We start from the raw sequence: 14,185 nt of genomic DNA, 5'->3' as shown, positions 1-14,185 counted from the left end.
AGGCGCGTCTGAAGCCTTGTGCGAGGATCCGCAGATGAGCACTGAGCCCGCGTATTTCACGCCGACGGCGGACGGCGCTTTCATGCCGTCGATCTATGCCCAGAGCCACTGGGGTGATGACCACCTCAACGGCCCGGCCATCGTCGGGTTGGCTGCACAGGCGCTCGAGAAGGATTGCGGTTCGCCGGAGTTCATGCCGACGCGGATCACTGTCGACCTGTTCCGGGCGGCGCGAAACCTGCCGACGACCGTTCACGTGCGGGTGATTCGCGACGGTCGGCGCGTACGCAACGCGGAATGCGAAGTGGTGCAAGATGGTCGGCCGGTCGCACGTGCCACGCTGGTGCAGTACCGACGATCGGCTGCGCCGCCCGGTGAGGAGTGGGTTGCGCCTGGCGGCGTCCCGCAACTGCCGACTCCAGACGAGGAACTCGTACCGTTCATCGGTAGCGACGACGCGGGTTGGACGCGTTCTCCGGCAGCGCACCAGAACACGTCGCGTAAGCGGTTCTATTTCTCCTGCGCGGACATCGTTGGGGGAGAGCCAGTCTCACCGTTTGTCAGGGCGGTGACAGTGGCGGAGTCGACGAGCCTGGTGAGCAATCTGGGCACCGAGGGGATCGGTTACATCAACGGGGACCTCACGGTTGCGTTGGTGCGGCTGCCATTTGACGACTGGGTTCTGGTGCAGGGGGACTCACATTGGGTGGCTGACGGGGTCTCGGTCGGCACGGCGACGCTGTTCGACCGGCACGGCGCCTTCGGGTCGGGCATGGTGACCGCGGTGGCGAACCCGGCCGCGCAGATCGACTTCCGAGGCCGGCCGTTCCCGCGCGGTGAAGTCAACTACGAGTGATCACTCGGCGGCTTGCCGTCAGGGTTTCTTGCGGGTGCGTCCACCAGGGGGTTTCTTTTCTGCCGGCGGGCTCGAGGTCCGAGACGCAAACCGGCCCACCGTCGCAACGCCGGGGATCCGGCCCACGGCGTTGTAGACGTCGTTGCCGGTGGCAATCAGCGCCTCGAGTTGCGGCACGATCGCGTCCATGGTCCGGATCATCGGATCGGCCAGTGCGAGATAGCGTTCCGCGCGGTCGATCGCCGCATTGAGACGCTCCGTCGCCGCGGCCATGTTCTCGATGAGGTCCGGCACTTGGGCCATCATCTGTAGCGATGCGGGTGGGATGCGCATCGCCTCACTGGCGACCGTTTGTGCTGTCTCGGCGGCCGCCTGCGCCGCTTCTCTGATTTCTTTAGGGGTGGGAACCTTGGGGCTCATGTGACAACGATCCCGCACGGTGACCGCATTGTCCGGTATTTGCCACGAACGATTCGCGCGATGGACAGGCCGGGGAGCGTGCAAATCGTCACGTGACATAACGATGGGCGTCTGGGGCGGGAAGAGCCGAGGGGTGAGGTCGCTGCTTTGGTGGTGCCGGCGACGGCACGAGCCCGATGACGCGCGCCCTTCTCGATATGCCGGGTGGCCGAGCTTTTGGTTGCTATCAGTCTGGCGGGTTGCATTCTCGAAATAGCCTCGGAGCGAGCGCTTTCCAGGTCCGGCTAGGTGGCATCAAATCGTCACAGTGACAAAATGACGTCGCATAGCGGGGAAGTCGGGAGGTACCGATCGAGGCGTCCGAGCCGGACTGGTTGACGACGCCACGAAGCGACCACGGTTCACCGGGCCTGGTGTGGACATCGCTAACCGGTTGATCGCGCGCACGTGGTGCGTGGAATCAACCAGTTAAGGGTCGCCGGACGGCGTGTTGGCCGGAACGGAGCGGTCCGCCGGCAGGCGCTCCTGGACGCCGGCCGTAACAAATAACCGGCCCGGCAACACATCCGCCAGGTCAGCTAAGTGCCGATAAGCCACATTATGTCAAGTAGGGTCTGCCCGATTGCGCTGCGACCTAAGGGTTCTCGCTTATCGAGGAGCAAGGCCGAGGAATGCCATCATCGGTCGCTCACCTCGACGACTTGTCGATCATCAAGTCACTGTCGTGATCAAGTCCGGATAGCCGGCCGCCTCCGCCGGCTATCCGATACGGGCCTTTCACCAGCACTGAATCAGTGATCCGGGTGCGCGAAATCGCGATGGCGCGCCTTTCACCAGCCGGGTGTAAGAAGGTCGGCGGTGTGCGCGAAATCGCGATGGCGCACTGAATCAGTGATCCGGGTGCGTGACCACACGTAGGTCTAGCTGGGGTATCCCAGAGAAGTCACTGGGATTGCATGTGTATAACGGCACACCGTGCGCGACGGCACTGGCCGCAATGAGCGCGTCGTAGGCTCGCGCAACTGGTTTGCGGCCCGACGTACGCAGCGCGGCAGCGATGCCTCCAAACGCGCGCGCACTTTCGGCGTCGAATGGAAGGACTTCGAAATCCGCCTCCGCCTGCTGCAGGTGTTGCTGGCGTGCGCTGCGTTCGACGTCAGCTTGGGCGACATGCGGACCCACGGACAGCTCAGCGAGTGTTATCGCGCTTATTACAGACTCGTTTGGCAACTCGTCGGGATCTGCCAGCCGGCCGAGCAGAATTACCGTCGACGTGTCGAGCATGCCTCTCGACCGGCCGGCCGATCCCCTCACAGTGACGGATCCACCACGCTGTCCACGTCCGAACGCAACTTCTCCACGTTCACAGGTGGCAGGTTCCGGCGCCGGCGAATCAGCTCCCTGGGACTCACGCTGGGCCGCGGCAACGGGGTCAGCTCGGCTACCGCCGCACCATCACGCGTCACCACTATCCGCTCACCACGCTCCACTCTGCGCAGCACTTCCCCACCGTGGTTGCGAAGGTCGCGAACAGTCACCACCTCAGTCATACGCACCAGAGTATCACCGGTGAGACATATCCGCACGGCCTGATGCCCGTGAACCCTGGCGAGCCCACCACCCTCCATCCGCGCGTCGTCGAGGTGGCCGCACGCCTTAGGGATACGGCGGAATCGAAAATGGCGGACACAGCCGGTGCCGTCTCGCGTTGATACCTCCAGCGCAGGGTGTCGAGGTGGCCCTCACGAAGTCCTGGACTCTGCATCGCGGTGGTCCTCATGGTGCAGGCCCTTCTGCTAGTCACTCGTGATCGCAATCTCGGCGGGCAGGGCGTTGAGAAAGAGGAGCACGCCAGCGATACCGACGATCCAGCTCACGGTGGTGCGCGAGTTGACGGTAAGCCTGCGCTGCCAGCGTTCGAACCGTTCACACATCCGCTCGCGCAGAAGTGTCCACGCCAGAAACAGCACGATGCCGGGCAGGATCATGATGAGTACGTAGGCCCCTAGTAGGACGAGCCACTGAGGCGGTTCGAGGCTGGCGGAGGTCATGATGCCGATCGCCGCGAAATACGGTATCGCCGTGTAGAACTCGAACAGCCATGTCCCCAGCCCCAACAGCACGATCGACTGCACGGTGAACGTCTCGACACGGGGCTGGCTCGTCTCCTTGGCGGGGATGAACCAACTGCCGATGAACAACGCGACCCCGATCCCACCTTGCACCCACGTCCACACCCCCGGGTCGATCACCGGAAGCAGTGCGCCGAGCCCGAGCTTGAGTAGGACGCCAAGAACGAAGTACGCGCCGGCAACGGTCGTCAGGTAGACCGCCAGCAACATTCCGACCCTCCGCGGGCGGGCGGGAAGGAGATAGAGCGTCACGCCAATGAGCGCAGGGCTGAGCATGTCGAGCGCCGCAAGCGCCAGCACCGCCCCCACGGTGACGATTGGCATTCAACTCCCCCCTTGCTCTACCGGTGAGCGGCGAGCATCGGAAATAACACGTCCGTGTTACCATACCGTAGTGCCTCGGCTCGTGGATCACGATCAGCGGCGCGCCGAGATCGCTAGCGCTGCCCTTCGGGTCGTGCTCCGTGAAGGGCTTGACGGTGTCACCGTGCGCGGCATCGCTGCCGAAGCGGGTTGGTCGACGGGCTCTTTGCGGCACTACTTCGCCAACCAGCACGATCTGCAGGCATACGTCATGCAAACTGCCACTGACACTCTCCGCACACGAGTGCTCCCCCGCGTGCAACGACTCCGCACCAGCGGCTCGGTGGTTGAACGCGTCGCCTCTATTGTGGAGGAACTCCTTCCTCTGGACACCGAACGCCGAGAGGAGTACGCGCTCTGGGATGCGGTGACTGAATGGGAGCGCCGTCATCCGCCGGCAGGCGGGTCCCGCACGTGGCAGGACCAACGCGCCCTGTACCGCCAGTGCATCGCCGCACTGCGAGACCAGGAGACCACGAGCGATCCCGAACTGGCCACAGTTCCCCACGCGGACAACGAGATCGAGGAGTGGAGCGCTCTGCTCCATACCTTCGTCGACGGACTGGCCTCGCAACTCACCAATACACCCGGAGAAGTGACACCAGCGTCGGCCAGAAACCTCCTCCTCTCGCTACTGCGGATCGCGCATTCGGAATCGACGAAGACATGACGCCAGTTCTTTCGGCAGCCTGGGGTGGACCGCCGCCGTTAGGACGGCTCATACCCGCCACTGGAGATAACCGCGTCTAGCAATCCTCGCTTCCGCAGCTCATCCGCCCAGCGCCCGGCGGCCGTGCTGATTTTGCGGCTGAAGATCGACCAACGGTCTTGATGCCCGAAGCAATCGTGCAGCCTCGTCACGTATTCAGTCAGCGTATCGATGTCATCAATTGCAGCCAGGTACCGGCAGGTCTTGTCATATTCGATGAGCAGGTTGTTGTCGACTGCGTATCGCACCAATTGCTCTGTGGTGCTTATCCGTTCCATCACAACCAGTACCAAGTCAAAGCCGTCGCAGAGCGCGCCGGCGAACTGCCGCATGTCGGTGCGGCGGTCGAACCGCACCTCGTATGGCAGATCAGGTATCAAGCGCTCCCAACGATGTTGCAGCAGCGAACCTTTGAGGGGATGTCTCACTCCCTCGTATCCAGGACATGCGGCGTCGACCTCGACTGATCCGATACCGACATTGACGAAGAACCCGTGCCACGACATCGTGCCGTTGTACCAGTCCGGCTGAAGGTGGATCACGTCGTAGAGCGGCCCCCGCTCCCGCTTGAAACTGCTGTCCGACATGCCAAATCCGCGCGCACGTAGAAACGGGCCGACATCGGCGGAGACCACCGCCTCGTAAGCCCGTTGCAATGAACCGTTGACTGCCCCCTCGCCCATGACTCAAGGCTAAGGCGGCGGCGCCATCCTTCAGCGCACCAATTTGAAGCTACTCAAGGGCGACGCAGCCGTGCCCGACCATGAGGGCGAAAACTACCTTGCCCATTAATGTGGTAGCGGTGAGATCCCGGGGCCATCAGGGAGTTCGACTTGACGCCGAATTCGATTTCATCATTGTGGGAGCGGGCAGTGCCGGCTGCCTGCTCGCCAATCGCCTCAGCGCCAACCCCGACCACCGGGTACTCCTGATCGAGGCCGGCGGCACGGACAACTGGTTCTGGATCAAGGTGCCGGTCGGCTACCTGTACACCATTGCCAACCCCCGTACTGACTGGTGCTTCACGACGGAGCCCGACCCAGGCTTGGCCGGCCGAAGCATCATCTACGCGCGGGGTCGCGTGATCGGCGGATGTTCGTCGATCAACGCCATGATCCATATGCGCGGGCAGGCAAGCGATTACGAGGTGTGGGCGCAAGCCACAGGAGACGAGCGGTGGCTTTGGGGCGGCCCAGACGGTCCAGGCGAAACACTCGCAATCTACAAAGAGTTGGAAGACTACTTTGGCGGAGCCGACGACTGGCATGGCGCCGGTGGTGAGATCCGCGTTGAGCGACCGCGGGTGCGCTGGAAGATTCTGGACGCCTGGCAGGCCGCCGCGGCCGAACTGGGTATCGCGCCGATCGAAGAGTTCAACCGGGGCGACAACTCCGGGAGCGCCTACTTTCATGTCAATCAACGACGCGGACGGCGCTGGTCGATGGCCGATGCCTTCCTGCACCCCGTCACCCACCGCTCCAACCTCACCGTCTACACGCAGACTCAGGCTCTCCAGTTGCTCATGGACGACCAGGTCAGCGACGATCAGCGTCGCGGCGCCTGGACCACGGCGCGGCACCGCGTCACCGGCTTACGGCTGCTCAAAGACGGAAAGATCGTCGACGTCCGAGGCTGTCGGGAGGTGATCCTGAGCGCCGGCGCCATTGGCTCGCCTCATCTGATGCAGGTCTCGGGGTTGGGCCCGGCGGAGTTGCTCTCCCAGCACCACGTGCCGGTGGTCGTTGATCTGCCAGGTGTCGGCGGAAACCTCCAGGACCATTTGCAACTTCGAACGGTCTACCGCATTCGGGGCGCGCGAACCGTCAACACGCTGTACCGGAATTGGATCACCCGGGCGGGCATGGGAATTCAGTACCTGCTGATGCGATCGGGACCCATGACGATGCCGCCGTCCACACTGGGGGCTTTCGCCAAGAGTGAGCCCGCGCTGGCCAGCCCGGATATGGAGTGGCACGTGCAACCCCTGTCGTTGGCCAAGTTCGGCGAGCCGTTGCACCGCTTCGGCGCGATCACACCTTCGGTCTGCAATCTAAGACCCACTTCGCGCGGGCACGTGCGCCTGGCCGACGCGGATCCGCTGACCTACCCGAAGATCATCTGCAACTACCTGTCCACTGATGCCGACCGTGAAGTCGCCGTGCGCGGCCTTCGGATGACCAGGCAGATCATGGCTGCCCCTCCTCTAGCCCGTTACTGTCCGGAAGAAATGCTCCCCGGGTCGCAAGTGGTGAGCGACGAAGACCTACTGGCGGCGGCGCGTGAATTGGGGACCACCATCTTCCATCCGGTGGGCACCTGCGCGATGGGTGCCTTTGATACACGCGGTATGCCACGGTCGGCCGCCACGGTGCTCGACACCGACTGCCGCGTGTTTGGTGTCGCGGGTTTGCGGGTGGCCGATGCTTCGGCGATGCCCACCATCACGTCCGGGAACACCAACGCGCCGGTCATGCTGATCGCAGAGCGCGCGGCGCGGACGATCCTAGAATAAGTCGGTCACACGGCTCGTACCGCGGCGTTTCACGCAGGTCTCGGATAGCCCCATCGATTTGCTTGAGTCGTGACCGTCAGTCCTCTTCGTCGTCGTCACGGTGCGCGGCTTCGATCACCTCCGGTGGTGCGGGCTTCTGCAACCAGGCGCGGATCCGCAGTAACCCGCCGGCGACAGCCCCGCCGGCGAATACCGCAACCACAATCCAAAGCGCAGTGGACATGGATCAATTCTCCGCCCGCGGCCGAGTATCGAAGCTACTTCCGCACGTTGCCGACAAGCCTGTCGAGCCAACGGCCGGAAACACCTTCTAGAGCGGCGCCGTCGTAGCCAAAAACGAGTCACCACCCCACTGCGGTGACCGGCGTGAGGGCAGTTGGAGCCGGGTGCCGCGACGACATGTTAAGACGCTTAGGCGCTATTCGTATGATCTATCTCGCCTGAAGCTCGCATCTGCCTCGTAAAACGCTCCCTACATTGACACCGATCCGGTGATGGTCATACGCTTCGAAACAAAACGTCTAACTCGTGAAAGTCGCTTCTGATGACCGTGACCAGCGCCGCTTCCAATGTCTTCGATGCGGGCCTCCCTTCCTTCGACTACGGCCTCACCGCGACACCGCACGACATCCTCGAGGATGTCCGAGCGGCGCAGGCACGTGCACCCATCGCCATCGGCCCCTTCGGGCCGGAAATCCTGTCATATGAACTTTCCCGCGAGATCCTGCGCGACAGCAGATTTCGGCTTCCGCCCGGCATTACTCTGGCCTCGCAGGGCATCACGTCGGGTCCCTTGTTCGACAAGATGGCGAACAGCCTCCTGGGGCTGGAAGGCGCACCTCATATGCGCCTACGCAAACTCGTGTCCAAGGCGTTCACGCCGCGGGCGACATCGCGTCTTCAAGTCACCATCCAGGAAGTGGTGAACGGGCTGATCGATCGAGTGGCGGACGCCGGACGGTGCGACGTCGTGACCGACATCGCGCGCCCCTACCCCACTCCGATCATGTGCGCGCTCATCGGTGCGCCCCGGGAGGATTGGCGCCTGTTCGCAGATTGGACTGAGGAGGTCTTCAAGGCCCTCAACTTCCAGCCCGACGCCAACTTCGACGAGTCCGCGATTATGCGGGCGTGGGGCGAACTGGACGCTTACGTCGACGACATGGTCGCCGCCCGTCGAAGCAGCCTCACCGATGATCTGCTCTCCGAACTCATCCGCGCCGAAAGCGACGGCGACCGCCTGAATCTCGACGAACTCCGCATGCTGGTGGCCGGCTTCCTGATGGCCGGAACGGACACCACGCGGAATCAACTGGCCGCGTCGGTCCAGGTGCTCTGCGAGCACCCCGATCAATGGATGATGCTGCGCGACCGACCGGAGCTTGCGATGCAGGCTGTCGAGGAGAGCATGCGACACTCACCGGCGGCCAGTATCGTGCCACGGGCCGCGACCGAGGATGCCGAGTTCGGTGGCTACCTGTTCCCGGCAGGCACCTTCATACTGGTGAACACCTTTGCGGCCAACCGTGATCCAGCGATCTATCGCGATGCCGAGCGGTTTGACATCACCCGCAAAGACGTACCCCCGATTCTGACTTTCGGCGGTGGTGCCCACTACTGTCTGGGAGCCAACCTCGCGCGCCGCGAGCTGGCGGAGGCACTTGTAGTCCTCACCCGCCGTCTCGATGCACCCCGCCGCGTCGGTCCGGCGCCGTGGAAATCCCTGTTGGGAATGACTGGTCCGCTCACACTTCCGATCGAATTCACCAGCGCAGCGATTGCGACAGCGCATGCGTAGCCGCGGCTGGGCAGGCGCCACACCCAGCTCAGACGAGGAAGCGATTACCCGCATCCTGGACGCGGTGGACGAAGTAGTCGCTGAGCACGGACCAGCGTTACGCCTTGCTGACGTCGCCCGCAGACTCGGGGTCACACGGCAAACGGTGTACCGCTACTTCCCCAATGCTGACGCGTTACTGATCGCCAGCGCGATGCGGGCCGTGGATGGTTTCATCGATCAGGTCGTCGACCACGTCAGGGGTGTCAACGACCCGGTCACTGCGGTCGTCGAATGCGTGTCGTTCGCACTCGAGACCCTCACCGGCGATCCTCAGCTGGAGGGCCTACTGGCCCGGCGACAGGACGGCGAAGCGGTCACCTCGTTGACCTCCGACACGGCGAAGTCATTCTGCCTGACGTTTTTCCATCGGCTGGATGTCGATTGGCAGCTTCACGGCTTCGACAGCACCGCTCTCGAAGAGCTGGCCGAAATGACCTTGCGCACAGTGCAGTCCATGCTGACTGATCCTGGGCAGGCGATTCGCAAAGATGCCGCACTGCGTGGGTTCGTGACTCGATGGCTCGGCCCAGCGATCCTCTATCCACGAATGACCTCGTTGTCGATGGACGACAGGCGACAACCGCGCGGCACCGCGTGATGATTTCCACCCGTCCGGCGAGGAACGCCCGGATCTATGAGGTCGTTGCAGTTAGCGGATGGTTACCTCGAGGTTCGCGACAGGCGCGTCAATAATGCCCAGAGAACACACAGGCGTCTGCTAACTTCGCGAGGTGCCACTTTGCCAGCGAAGCGAAAGAAGCCGGAAGGCCTTCGCCGCAACCGTAATCGCCAGCCTGATCGTCGTTGCCGGGGCCGCCTGCGGTGGTGGTAGTGGCACAGAGCCCGACGAGACCCCGGCGGCAACAGCCGACCAATCCACGGCGGCTCAACAAGCTGAGGCGAATCCAGAAGATCAACAGGCTCAACCGATCGTCAAAGACGAGGACGGCGATGGCCAGCCCGAGATCACGGGCGGCGTCTACGGAGATCCTGCGGCCGCCCTTCACTTTTGGGAGCAACAGACCGAAAGCGACTGCGGGTTGATGGCCACCCGCATGGTGGTCGGCGAGATCACCGGAGCACCGCCCACTGAACGGGAGATCATCGATCTCGCGGCCAAAACTCCGAGCGAGTGCGACCCGGGTGAGCCGGTGTATGACGAGAGCGTCGATCCCAGTGACGGCGGTGTCGGCCATGGCACCTGCACGACCGATCTTCTGCTTCTGCTCAAGCATTACGGAATCAAAGCCGACTACACGAATGACGACACGGCCGCCAAGGGTGGACTCGCCACCGGAATGGACGCGTTGGCGGACTATCTGGGTGATGGACGGCAAGCGATTGTGTGCGTGAACTCCAACACCATCTGGGATGGCGACGGCGACCGGACGGGATGCGGTCACCTGGTCACCGTCGCCGCCATCGATTACGACAACGACGCCGTCTATCTCGGCGACAGCGGCGGCGACGACACCAAGGGCGAGCACGTGACCACCGACGTGTTCGAATCCGCTTGGGCCGCCGGAGACCACGAACTGGTCGTCACTGCGCCACGCTGACATCGCCTGTGACTCAACCGATCACGAAACACTGGGGCAAGTCGCCCCCAGCAACCCGGCGGCCATCACCATGACCGCGGTGGTCAAGGTGGTCCGCCACCCGAAGGTGCGCGTGACCATGGCGATCCCTGTTCGACGCCATAACTCCTACATGTAACCGTCACTCCGGCAGTCGAACCTTTTTGGGGCACGACGAAAGTTCCTCGGTCCCGGATGGATAAATCGCGTCATCTGAGGGCGTTCTCCAGAAATGACAGGTGATATTCGGTAACGCCCTCAGGAGGACAGCCATGAGCGTGGAGAGCATCTCGGATTTGGGTACGACGAACGTCGACGAGTTGGTTCCGTCGAGGTACGCGGTGCAGGTCGGCGACATCGAGGTGCTGGTGATCAGCGATGGCGTGTTACCGATCACGGCCAGGACCATGGCGACCAATGCCGACCCGACCGAGTTCGGGAGCTGGCTCGACGACCGGTTCCTTCCCAGAGACGTGCTCGCCTGGCCACTCAACGTTGTCGTCGTACGCACCGGGGGTCGGACCATCCTGGTCGACGCCGGGCTCGGCGTGGAGTTCCCGGACTTTCCGCGGGCCGGGCAGACCGTCCGTCGTCTGGAAGCAGCCGGTATCGATCCCTCGGCGGTGACCGACGTGGTGCTCACCCACCTGCATATGGACCACGTGGGCGGACTGCTCACGAAGGGCCTGAAGGAACGGCTGCGTCCTGACCTGCAAGTCCACGTTGCGGCCGCTGAGGCCGAGTTCTGGGAGGCGCCCGACTTCTCCCACACCGACATGCCCGCTCCCGTTCCGGACGCGCTCCGGTCGATAGCCTCACGTTTCCTGGACGAGTACCGCGGTCACATGCGCACCTTCGAGACGGAGTACGAACTGGCGCCCGGAGTGCTCGTCGTCCGCACCGGAGGTCACACCCCGGGTCATGCCATCGTCCGCCTCGACTCCGGCGGTGACCGGCTGACGTTCGCCGGTGATGCCGTGTTCGCCCCTGGATTCGATAATCCGGAGTGGCACAACGGATTCGAACATGATCCAGAGGAGTCAACACGCGTGCGGATCGAACTTCTGCGGGAGCTGGCGGCGACCGGTGAGTCCTTGGTGGCCACTCATCTGCCGTTCCCATCGGTCTGTCGAGTCGCGACCGCCGGCGACGTCTTCCGTTGCGTGCCGACCGTCTGGGACTACTGACGAGAGCGCTGCCGTGCGTGACCGATGACCCGCGCGACATGCCTAGGGCGCATAAGGCTCGTCCCGGGGTCCACGCCTTGCAGCGTGCGGAGGAACGTCTCGGCGAGCGCCATGTCTGTCGACGCGGCGGCCATATAGGCGGTGGTGTAGCCGTTGAACGCCCGCTGCGGCCACGATCTCCATCCACTCGCCGGGGTGAAACCGAAGTCGTTGAGCCGGTTGGCCCACCAAAGAGGAGCCAGCCGCCGTGCAACATCGCGAAAGTACGCCTGACTCGACGGTTCACCGTTGGAGGCAAGGGTCTGTCGAAGGCTGCGAGCCTGCATCAGCGCCGATGTCATGCCCTGGCCGTACATCGGGTTCAAGCTACACACCGCGTCCCCAATCACCAACAGCCCGTGAGGAAATGGGGACATCCTGTCGTAGCGACGCCACATGCTGGTCGGGAACTGGCGATGATGCGTCTCCCCCAGCGGTTCGGCGTCGTGAAGCGCTGCGCCGATATGCGGGGGCACGCATTCGGCCACGGCGGCCAACACCCCCGGCAGTTCGGTGGGCAGCCTGTGTCCGGCGACACCGATCAGCGTCACGATCATGGTGTCGTTCTCGTAGGCGAGCATTCCGACGCCAGTTGGACGTTGCAGCGTCGGACTGACGAACACCACCTTGTCGTCCAGCGCCCCCGGCGTCATGCGAAACAGCTGACTGGCGTAGCTGAGCTGTACCCGATACGACCGCTCGACGGGGCGTGTGAAGCCATGCGCCGCAAGGAAGGCCGGTGTACGCGCCGAGCGTCCCGTCGCGTCGACCACGAGATCGGCGGGCAACGTCTGCCGCCGTGAACCAGCGCCGTCGCTGATACGAACACCGCGTACCGCACGATCGCTCACCACGGGCTCGACAACGTCGTGGCCGTCGAGCACCGTGACGTTGGACAGTGCGTGAACCCGTTCGCGAACAACGGATTCCAGCAGCGGCCTACTCGCCGGTTGCACAGGCATCGCGTCAGGGTCGGCCAATGCTGCCGTCCGACACAGCGCATGCCCACGGACCTCGATGTACACCGCCGACAGGGTGTTCGTGTCGATGATCGGTGCGCCCGCCGCTTTCAACTCCTTCGTGGCGCCGGGGAACATCTCCTCGAGGATCTTCAAACCCGCACTGGTCATCATGTGCAGGTGGTGACTCTGAGGCACGCCGGTGCGATGCGACACGTCGACGGGCAGCCTGTCGCGTTCCACGACGGTCACCGAGTCGTACGCGTCTGCCAGCACTCTCGCAGCGAGCAGCCCCCCGATGCTCGCTCCACACACGACCGCTGCTCGCGTCGCCATCGCGCCCCTCTTCGGCAGGCTGTATCCCGCTACCGTCGCACAGAGAGCGGCCGAGAGTGCGGTTTCATCCGCGACGCGCAGTGCCAGCCGTATCAGAACGCACATCCGCGGTCAGACCCCCACGGACCACCGGAGCGCCGTCAGCGCCGCTGTCTGTAGCGTGGCGACCGTGAATTCCTCGCGTGTGTCTCTTCCTGTCGGACTGATCGCCTGCACCGCATCGATGGTTCTGGCTCTTGCCGCGTGCGGCTCGGACACGGAAGCGTCATCGACTACCACGACCTCCTCGACGAGCACGTCCTCTCTGGCCGACGAGTTCATTCCCCCACCCGCCGAGACGGGCGATCCCGCCAGCGCGATGTGCCCGACGGCTCCGCCGCAGTTCGGTGGCACCCCCGAGTGGACCCTCAACGGCGACACCGGAAGCGTCGCCGTCACCGGATCCACCGACGCGACGGCACCGCTGATCAACGTGCAGCCGCCGTTCAGCGTGTCCGAAACCCAGGTGCACACGCTGAAGCCCGGTGACGGACCGGTCGTCTCCGAGACGGCCACCGTTTTCGTCTGCTACATGGGCGTCAACGGACGCGACGGGTCCGTTTTCGACAACAGCTACGAGCGCGGCATGCCGGTCGACTTCCCGCTCGACGGGGTCGTGCCCGGCTTCCAGAAGGCCATCGCCGGACAAAAGGTGGGGTCGACGGTCGCCGTGGCGATGACGTCTGCCGACGGCTACCCGGAAGGTCAGCCCGCCGCGGGGATCCAGCCCGGCGACTCACTGATCTTCGCGATCAAGATCCTCGACGCCTCGAGCTGACCCGTAGCGGTCAGCCGCCGGCGGTGACCGGGTTCTTCGACAGGTGGATGAAGGCGCCGTTCTTCCACACGCCCCAGCGTCCGCCCCAGCCGGAGTGCCATACGACGGGCTCGCCGAGCCAGAACTCAGCGGGCTTCCGCGGTGCCCACGACGGAACCGGTTCCCCGGCCATCGGCCGCGCCGGCGGCGGAGCCACACCAGGCGGAGGCGGTGCATAAGGATTGGGGGCCTCCGCGGCCAGCATCGGCGGTGGGGGCGGCGGTGGAGACGGCTGGGCGCTTGCCGGAGCGCTCAGCCCTAGAGTCGTCGCTGTCAGTCCGCCTGCAATGGCAGCCAGCGTGGTCTTGGAAAACCTCATGAGCATGCCTCCAGCGGTAGTCGCGAATCCGATGCTTCGAATTTATAGCCTGCATTTGCTACGGCCAAACCAGGGCGCGT

Annotated in this window: 16 protein-coding genes; 8 read left to right on the top strand and 8 right to left on the bottom strand. The window is 63.9% G+C overall.

All coding sequences use genetic code 11. From position 1 onward, the window contains the following. The first annotated feature begins 34 nt into the window (after positions 1-34). Positions 35-856, top strand: a complete 822-nt coding sequence (locus AU192_RS00970) for a thioesterase family protein (protein ID WP_064393835.1) — start codon at positions 35-37, stop codon at positions 854-856. 18 nt (positions 857-874) lie between these two features. Here the strand turns inward: AU192_RS00970 and AU192_RS00965 are convergent, their stop codons facing one another. From AU192_RS00965 to AU192_RS00955, 4 genes are all read right to left on the bottom strand, one after another. Further along, a complete protein-coding gene (locus tag AU192_RS00965; protein WP_064393834.1) occupies positions 875-1,276 on the bottom strand; it encodes a hypothetical protein in 402 nt (133 codons plus the stop codon). Positions 1,277-2,164: 888 nt separating this feature from the next. After that, entirely contained in the window at positions 2,165-2,560 is a 396-nt protein-coding gene (locus tag AU192_RS00960; protein ID WP_064393833.1) for a type II toxin-antitoxin system VapC family toxin, read from the bottom strand. A 26-nt stretch (positions 2,561-2,586) separates the two neighbouring features. Continuing rightward, positions 2,587-2,826: a type II toxin-antitoxin system Phd/YefM family antitoxin gene (locus tag AU192_RS24920; RefSeq protein ID WP_082693841.1), complete on the bottom strand. Its 240-nt coding sequence runs from the start codon at positions 2,824-2,826 to the stop codon at positions 2,587-2,589. A 246-nt stretch (positions 2,827-3,072) separates the two neighbouring features. Then, a complete protein-coding gene (locus tag AU192_RS00955) occupies positions 3,073-3,732 on the bottom strand; it encodes a GAP family protein (protein ID WP_064393832.1) in 660 nt (219 codons plus the stop codon). A gap of 70 nt (positions 3,733-3,802) precedes the next feature. Between AU192_RS00955 and AU192_RS00950 the strand changes: the two genes are divergently transcribed. Next, on the top strand, positions 3,803-4,441 hold the full coding sequence (locus tag AU192_RS00950; protein ID WP_064393831.1) for a TetR/AcrR family transcriptional regulator: 639 nt from the start codon (positions 3,803-3,805) through the stop codon (positions 4,439-4,441). Between the two features lie 38 nt (positions 4,442-4,479). Here AU192_RS00950 and AU192_RS00945 read toward each other — a convergent pair whose 3' ends face one another. Next, positions 4,480-5,163, bottom strand: a complete 684-nt coding sequence (locus tag AU192_RS00945) for a DUF4304 domain-containing protein (RefSeq protein WP_064393830.1) — start codon at positions 5,161-5,163, stop codon at positions 4,480-4,482. A 119-nt stretch (positions 5,164-5,282) separates the two neighbouring features. On the opposite strand from AU192_RS00945, the gene AU192_RS00940 reads away from it, so the two are divergent. Further along, positions 5,283-6,992, top strand: a complete 1,710-nt coding sequence (locus tag AU192_RS00940) for a GMC family oxidoreductase (RefSeq protein ID WP_064393829.1) — start codon at positions 5,283-5,285, stop codon at positions 6,990-6,992. Positions 6,993-7,068: 76 nt separating this feature from the next. On the opposite strand, the gene AU192_RS25615 is transcribed toward AU192_RS00940, so the two are convergent. Beyond that, positions 7,069-7,215: a hypothetical protein gene (locus tag AU192_RS25615; protein WP_094289350.1), complete on the bottom strand. Its 147-nt coding sequence runs from the start codon at positions 7,213-7,215 to the stop codon at positions 7,069-7,071. 321 nt (positions 7,216-7,536) lie between these two features. Here AU192_RS25615 and AU192_RS00935 point away from each other — a divergent pair, with 321 nt between their 5' ends. The 4 genes from AU192_RS00935 to AU192_RS00915 all read left to right on the top strand — a co-directional run bounded on the left by AU192_RS00935 (position 7,537) and on the right by AU192_RS00915 (position 11,596). Further along, entirely contained in the window at positions 7,537-8,790 is a 1,254-nt protein-coding gene (locus tag AU192_RS00935; RefSeq protein ID WP_064393828.1) for a cytochrome P450, read from the top strand. Then, positions 8,783-9,430, top strand: a complete 648-nt coding sequence (locus AU192_RS00930) for a TetR/AcrR family transcriptional regulator (RefSeq protein WP_064393827.1) — start codon at positions 8,783-8,785, stop codon at positions 9,428-9,430. The genes AU192_RS00935 and AU192_RS00930 overlap by 8 nt, the downstream gene beginning before the upstream one ends. A gap of 133 nt (positions 9,431-9,563) precedes the next feature. After that, complete coding sequence (locus AU192_RS25555; protein ID WP_133148003.1) at positions 9,564-10,391, top strand: cysteine peptidase family C39 domain-containing protein; 828 nt, start codon at positions 9,564-9,566, stop codon at positions 10,389-10,391. A 290-nt stretch (positions 10,392-10,681) separates the two neighbouring features. After that, positions 10,682-11,596 carry an MBL fold metallo-hydrolase gene (locus tag AU192_RS00915; RefSeq protein WP_064393824.1) on the top strand — a complete coding sequence of 305 codons (915 nt, stop codon included), beginning with the start codon at positions 10,682-10,684 and terminating at the stop codon, positions 11,594-11,596. Here AU192_RS00915 and AU192_RS00910 read toward each other — a convergent pair. Further along, positions 11,590-12,930 (bottom strand): FAD-dependent oxidoreductase, encoded by a 1,341-nt coding sequence (locus tag AU192_RS00910; protein WP_158220792.1) that lies wholly within the window; start codon positions 12,928-12,930, stop codon positions 11,590-11,592. The genes AU192_RS00915 and AU192_RS00910 overlap by 7 nt on opposite strands. A 169-nt stretch (positions 12,931-13,099) precedes the next feature. Between AU192_RS00910 and AU192_RS00905 the strand changes: the two genes are divergently transcribed. Then, positions 13,100-13,747 carry an FKBP-type peptidyl-prolyl cis-trans isomerase gene (locus AU192_RS00905; RefSeq protein ID WP_174522746.1) on the top strand — a complete coding sequence of 216 codons (648 nt, stop codon included), beginning with the start codon at positions 13,100-13,102 and terminating at the stop codon, positions 13,745-13,747. Positions 13,748-13,757: 10 nt separating this feature from the next. Here AU192_RS00905 and AU192_RS00900 read toward each other — a convergent pair whose 3' ends face one another. Further along, positions 13,758-14,105 (bottom strand): hypothetical protein, encoded by a 348-nt coding sequence (locus AU192_RS00900; RefSeq protein WP_064394164.1) that lies wholly within the window; start codon positions 14,103-14,105, stop codon positions 13,758-13,760. Between the last annotated feature and the right edge of the window lie 80 nt (positions 14,106-14,185).

This window comes from Mycobacterium lehmannii (assembly GCF_001499925.1).
GTDB classification, from domain to species: Bacteria; Actinomycetota; Actinomycetes; order Mycobacteriales; family Mycobacteriaceae; genus Mycobacterium; species Mycobacterium lehmannii.
This window is presented reverse-complemented; position numbering and strand designations above follow the sequence as displayed.

Excerpts from the sequence above, each read along its gene's own strand:
- AU192_RS00970 (WP_064393835.1), top strand. The coding sequence starts at position 35 with ATGAGCACTGAGCCCGCGTATTTCACGCCGACGGCGGACGGCGCTTTC.
- AU192_RS00965 (WP_064393834.1), bottom strand. The coding sequence starts at position 1,276 with ATGAGCCCCAAGGTTCCCACCCCTAAAGAAATCAGAGAAGCGGCGCAG.
- AU192_RS00960 (WP_064393833.1), bottom strand. The coding sequence starts at position 2,560 with ATGCTCGACACGTCGACGGTAATTCTGCTCGGCCGGCTGGCAGATCCC.
- AU192_RS24920 (WP_082693841.1), bottom strand. The coding sequence starts at position 2,826 with ATGACTGAGGTGGTGACTGTTCGCGACCTTCGCAACCACGGTGGGGAA.
- AU192_RS00955 (WP_064393832.1), bottom strand. The coding sequence starts at position 3,732 with ATGCCAATCGTCACCGTGGGGGCGGTGCTGGCGCTTGCGGCGCTCGAC.
- AU192_RS00945 (WP_064393830.1), bottom strand. The coding sequence starts at position 5,163 with ATGGGCGAGGGGGCAGTCAACGGTTCATTGCAACGGGCTTACGAGGCG.
- AU192_RS25615 (WP_094289350.1), bottom strand. The coding sequence starts at position 7,215 with ATGTCCACTGCGCTTTGGATTGTGGTTGCGGTATTCGCCGGCGGGGCT.
- AU192_RS00935 (WP_064393828.1), top strand. The coding sequence starts at position 7,537 with ATGACCGTGACCAGCGCCGCTTCCAATGTCTTCGATGCGGGCCTCCCT.
- AU192_RS00930 (WP_064393827.1), top strand. The coding sequence starts at position 8,783 with ATGCGTAGCCGCGGCTGGGCAGGCGCCACACCCAGCTCAGACGAGGAA.
- AU192_RS00915 (WP_064393824.1), top strand. The coding sequence starts at position 10,682 with ATGAGCGTGGAGAGCATCTCGGATTTGGGTACGACGAACGTCGACGAG.
- AU192_RS00910 (WP_158220792.1), bottom strand. The coding sequence starts at position 12,930 with ATGGCGACGCGAGCAGCGGTCGTGTGTGGAGCGAGCATCGGGGGGCTG.
- AU192_RS00900 (WP_064394164.1), bottom strand. The coding sequence starts at position 14,105 with ATGAGGTTTTCCAAGACCACGCTGGCTGCCATTGCAGGCGGACTGACA.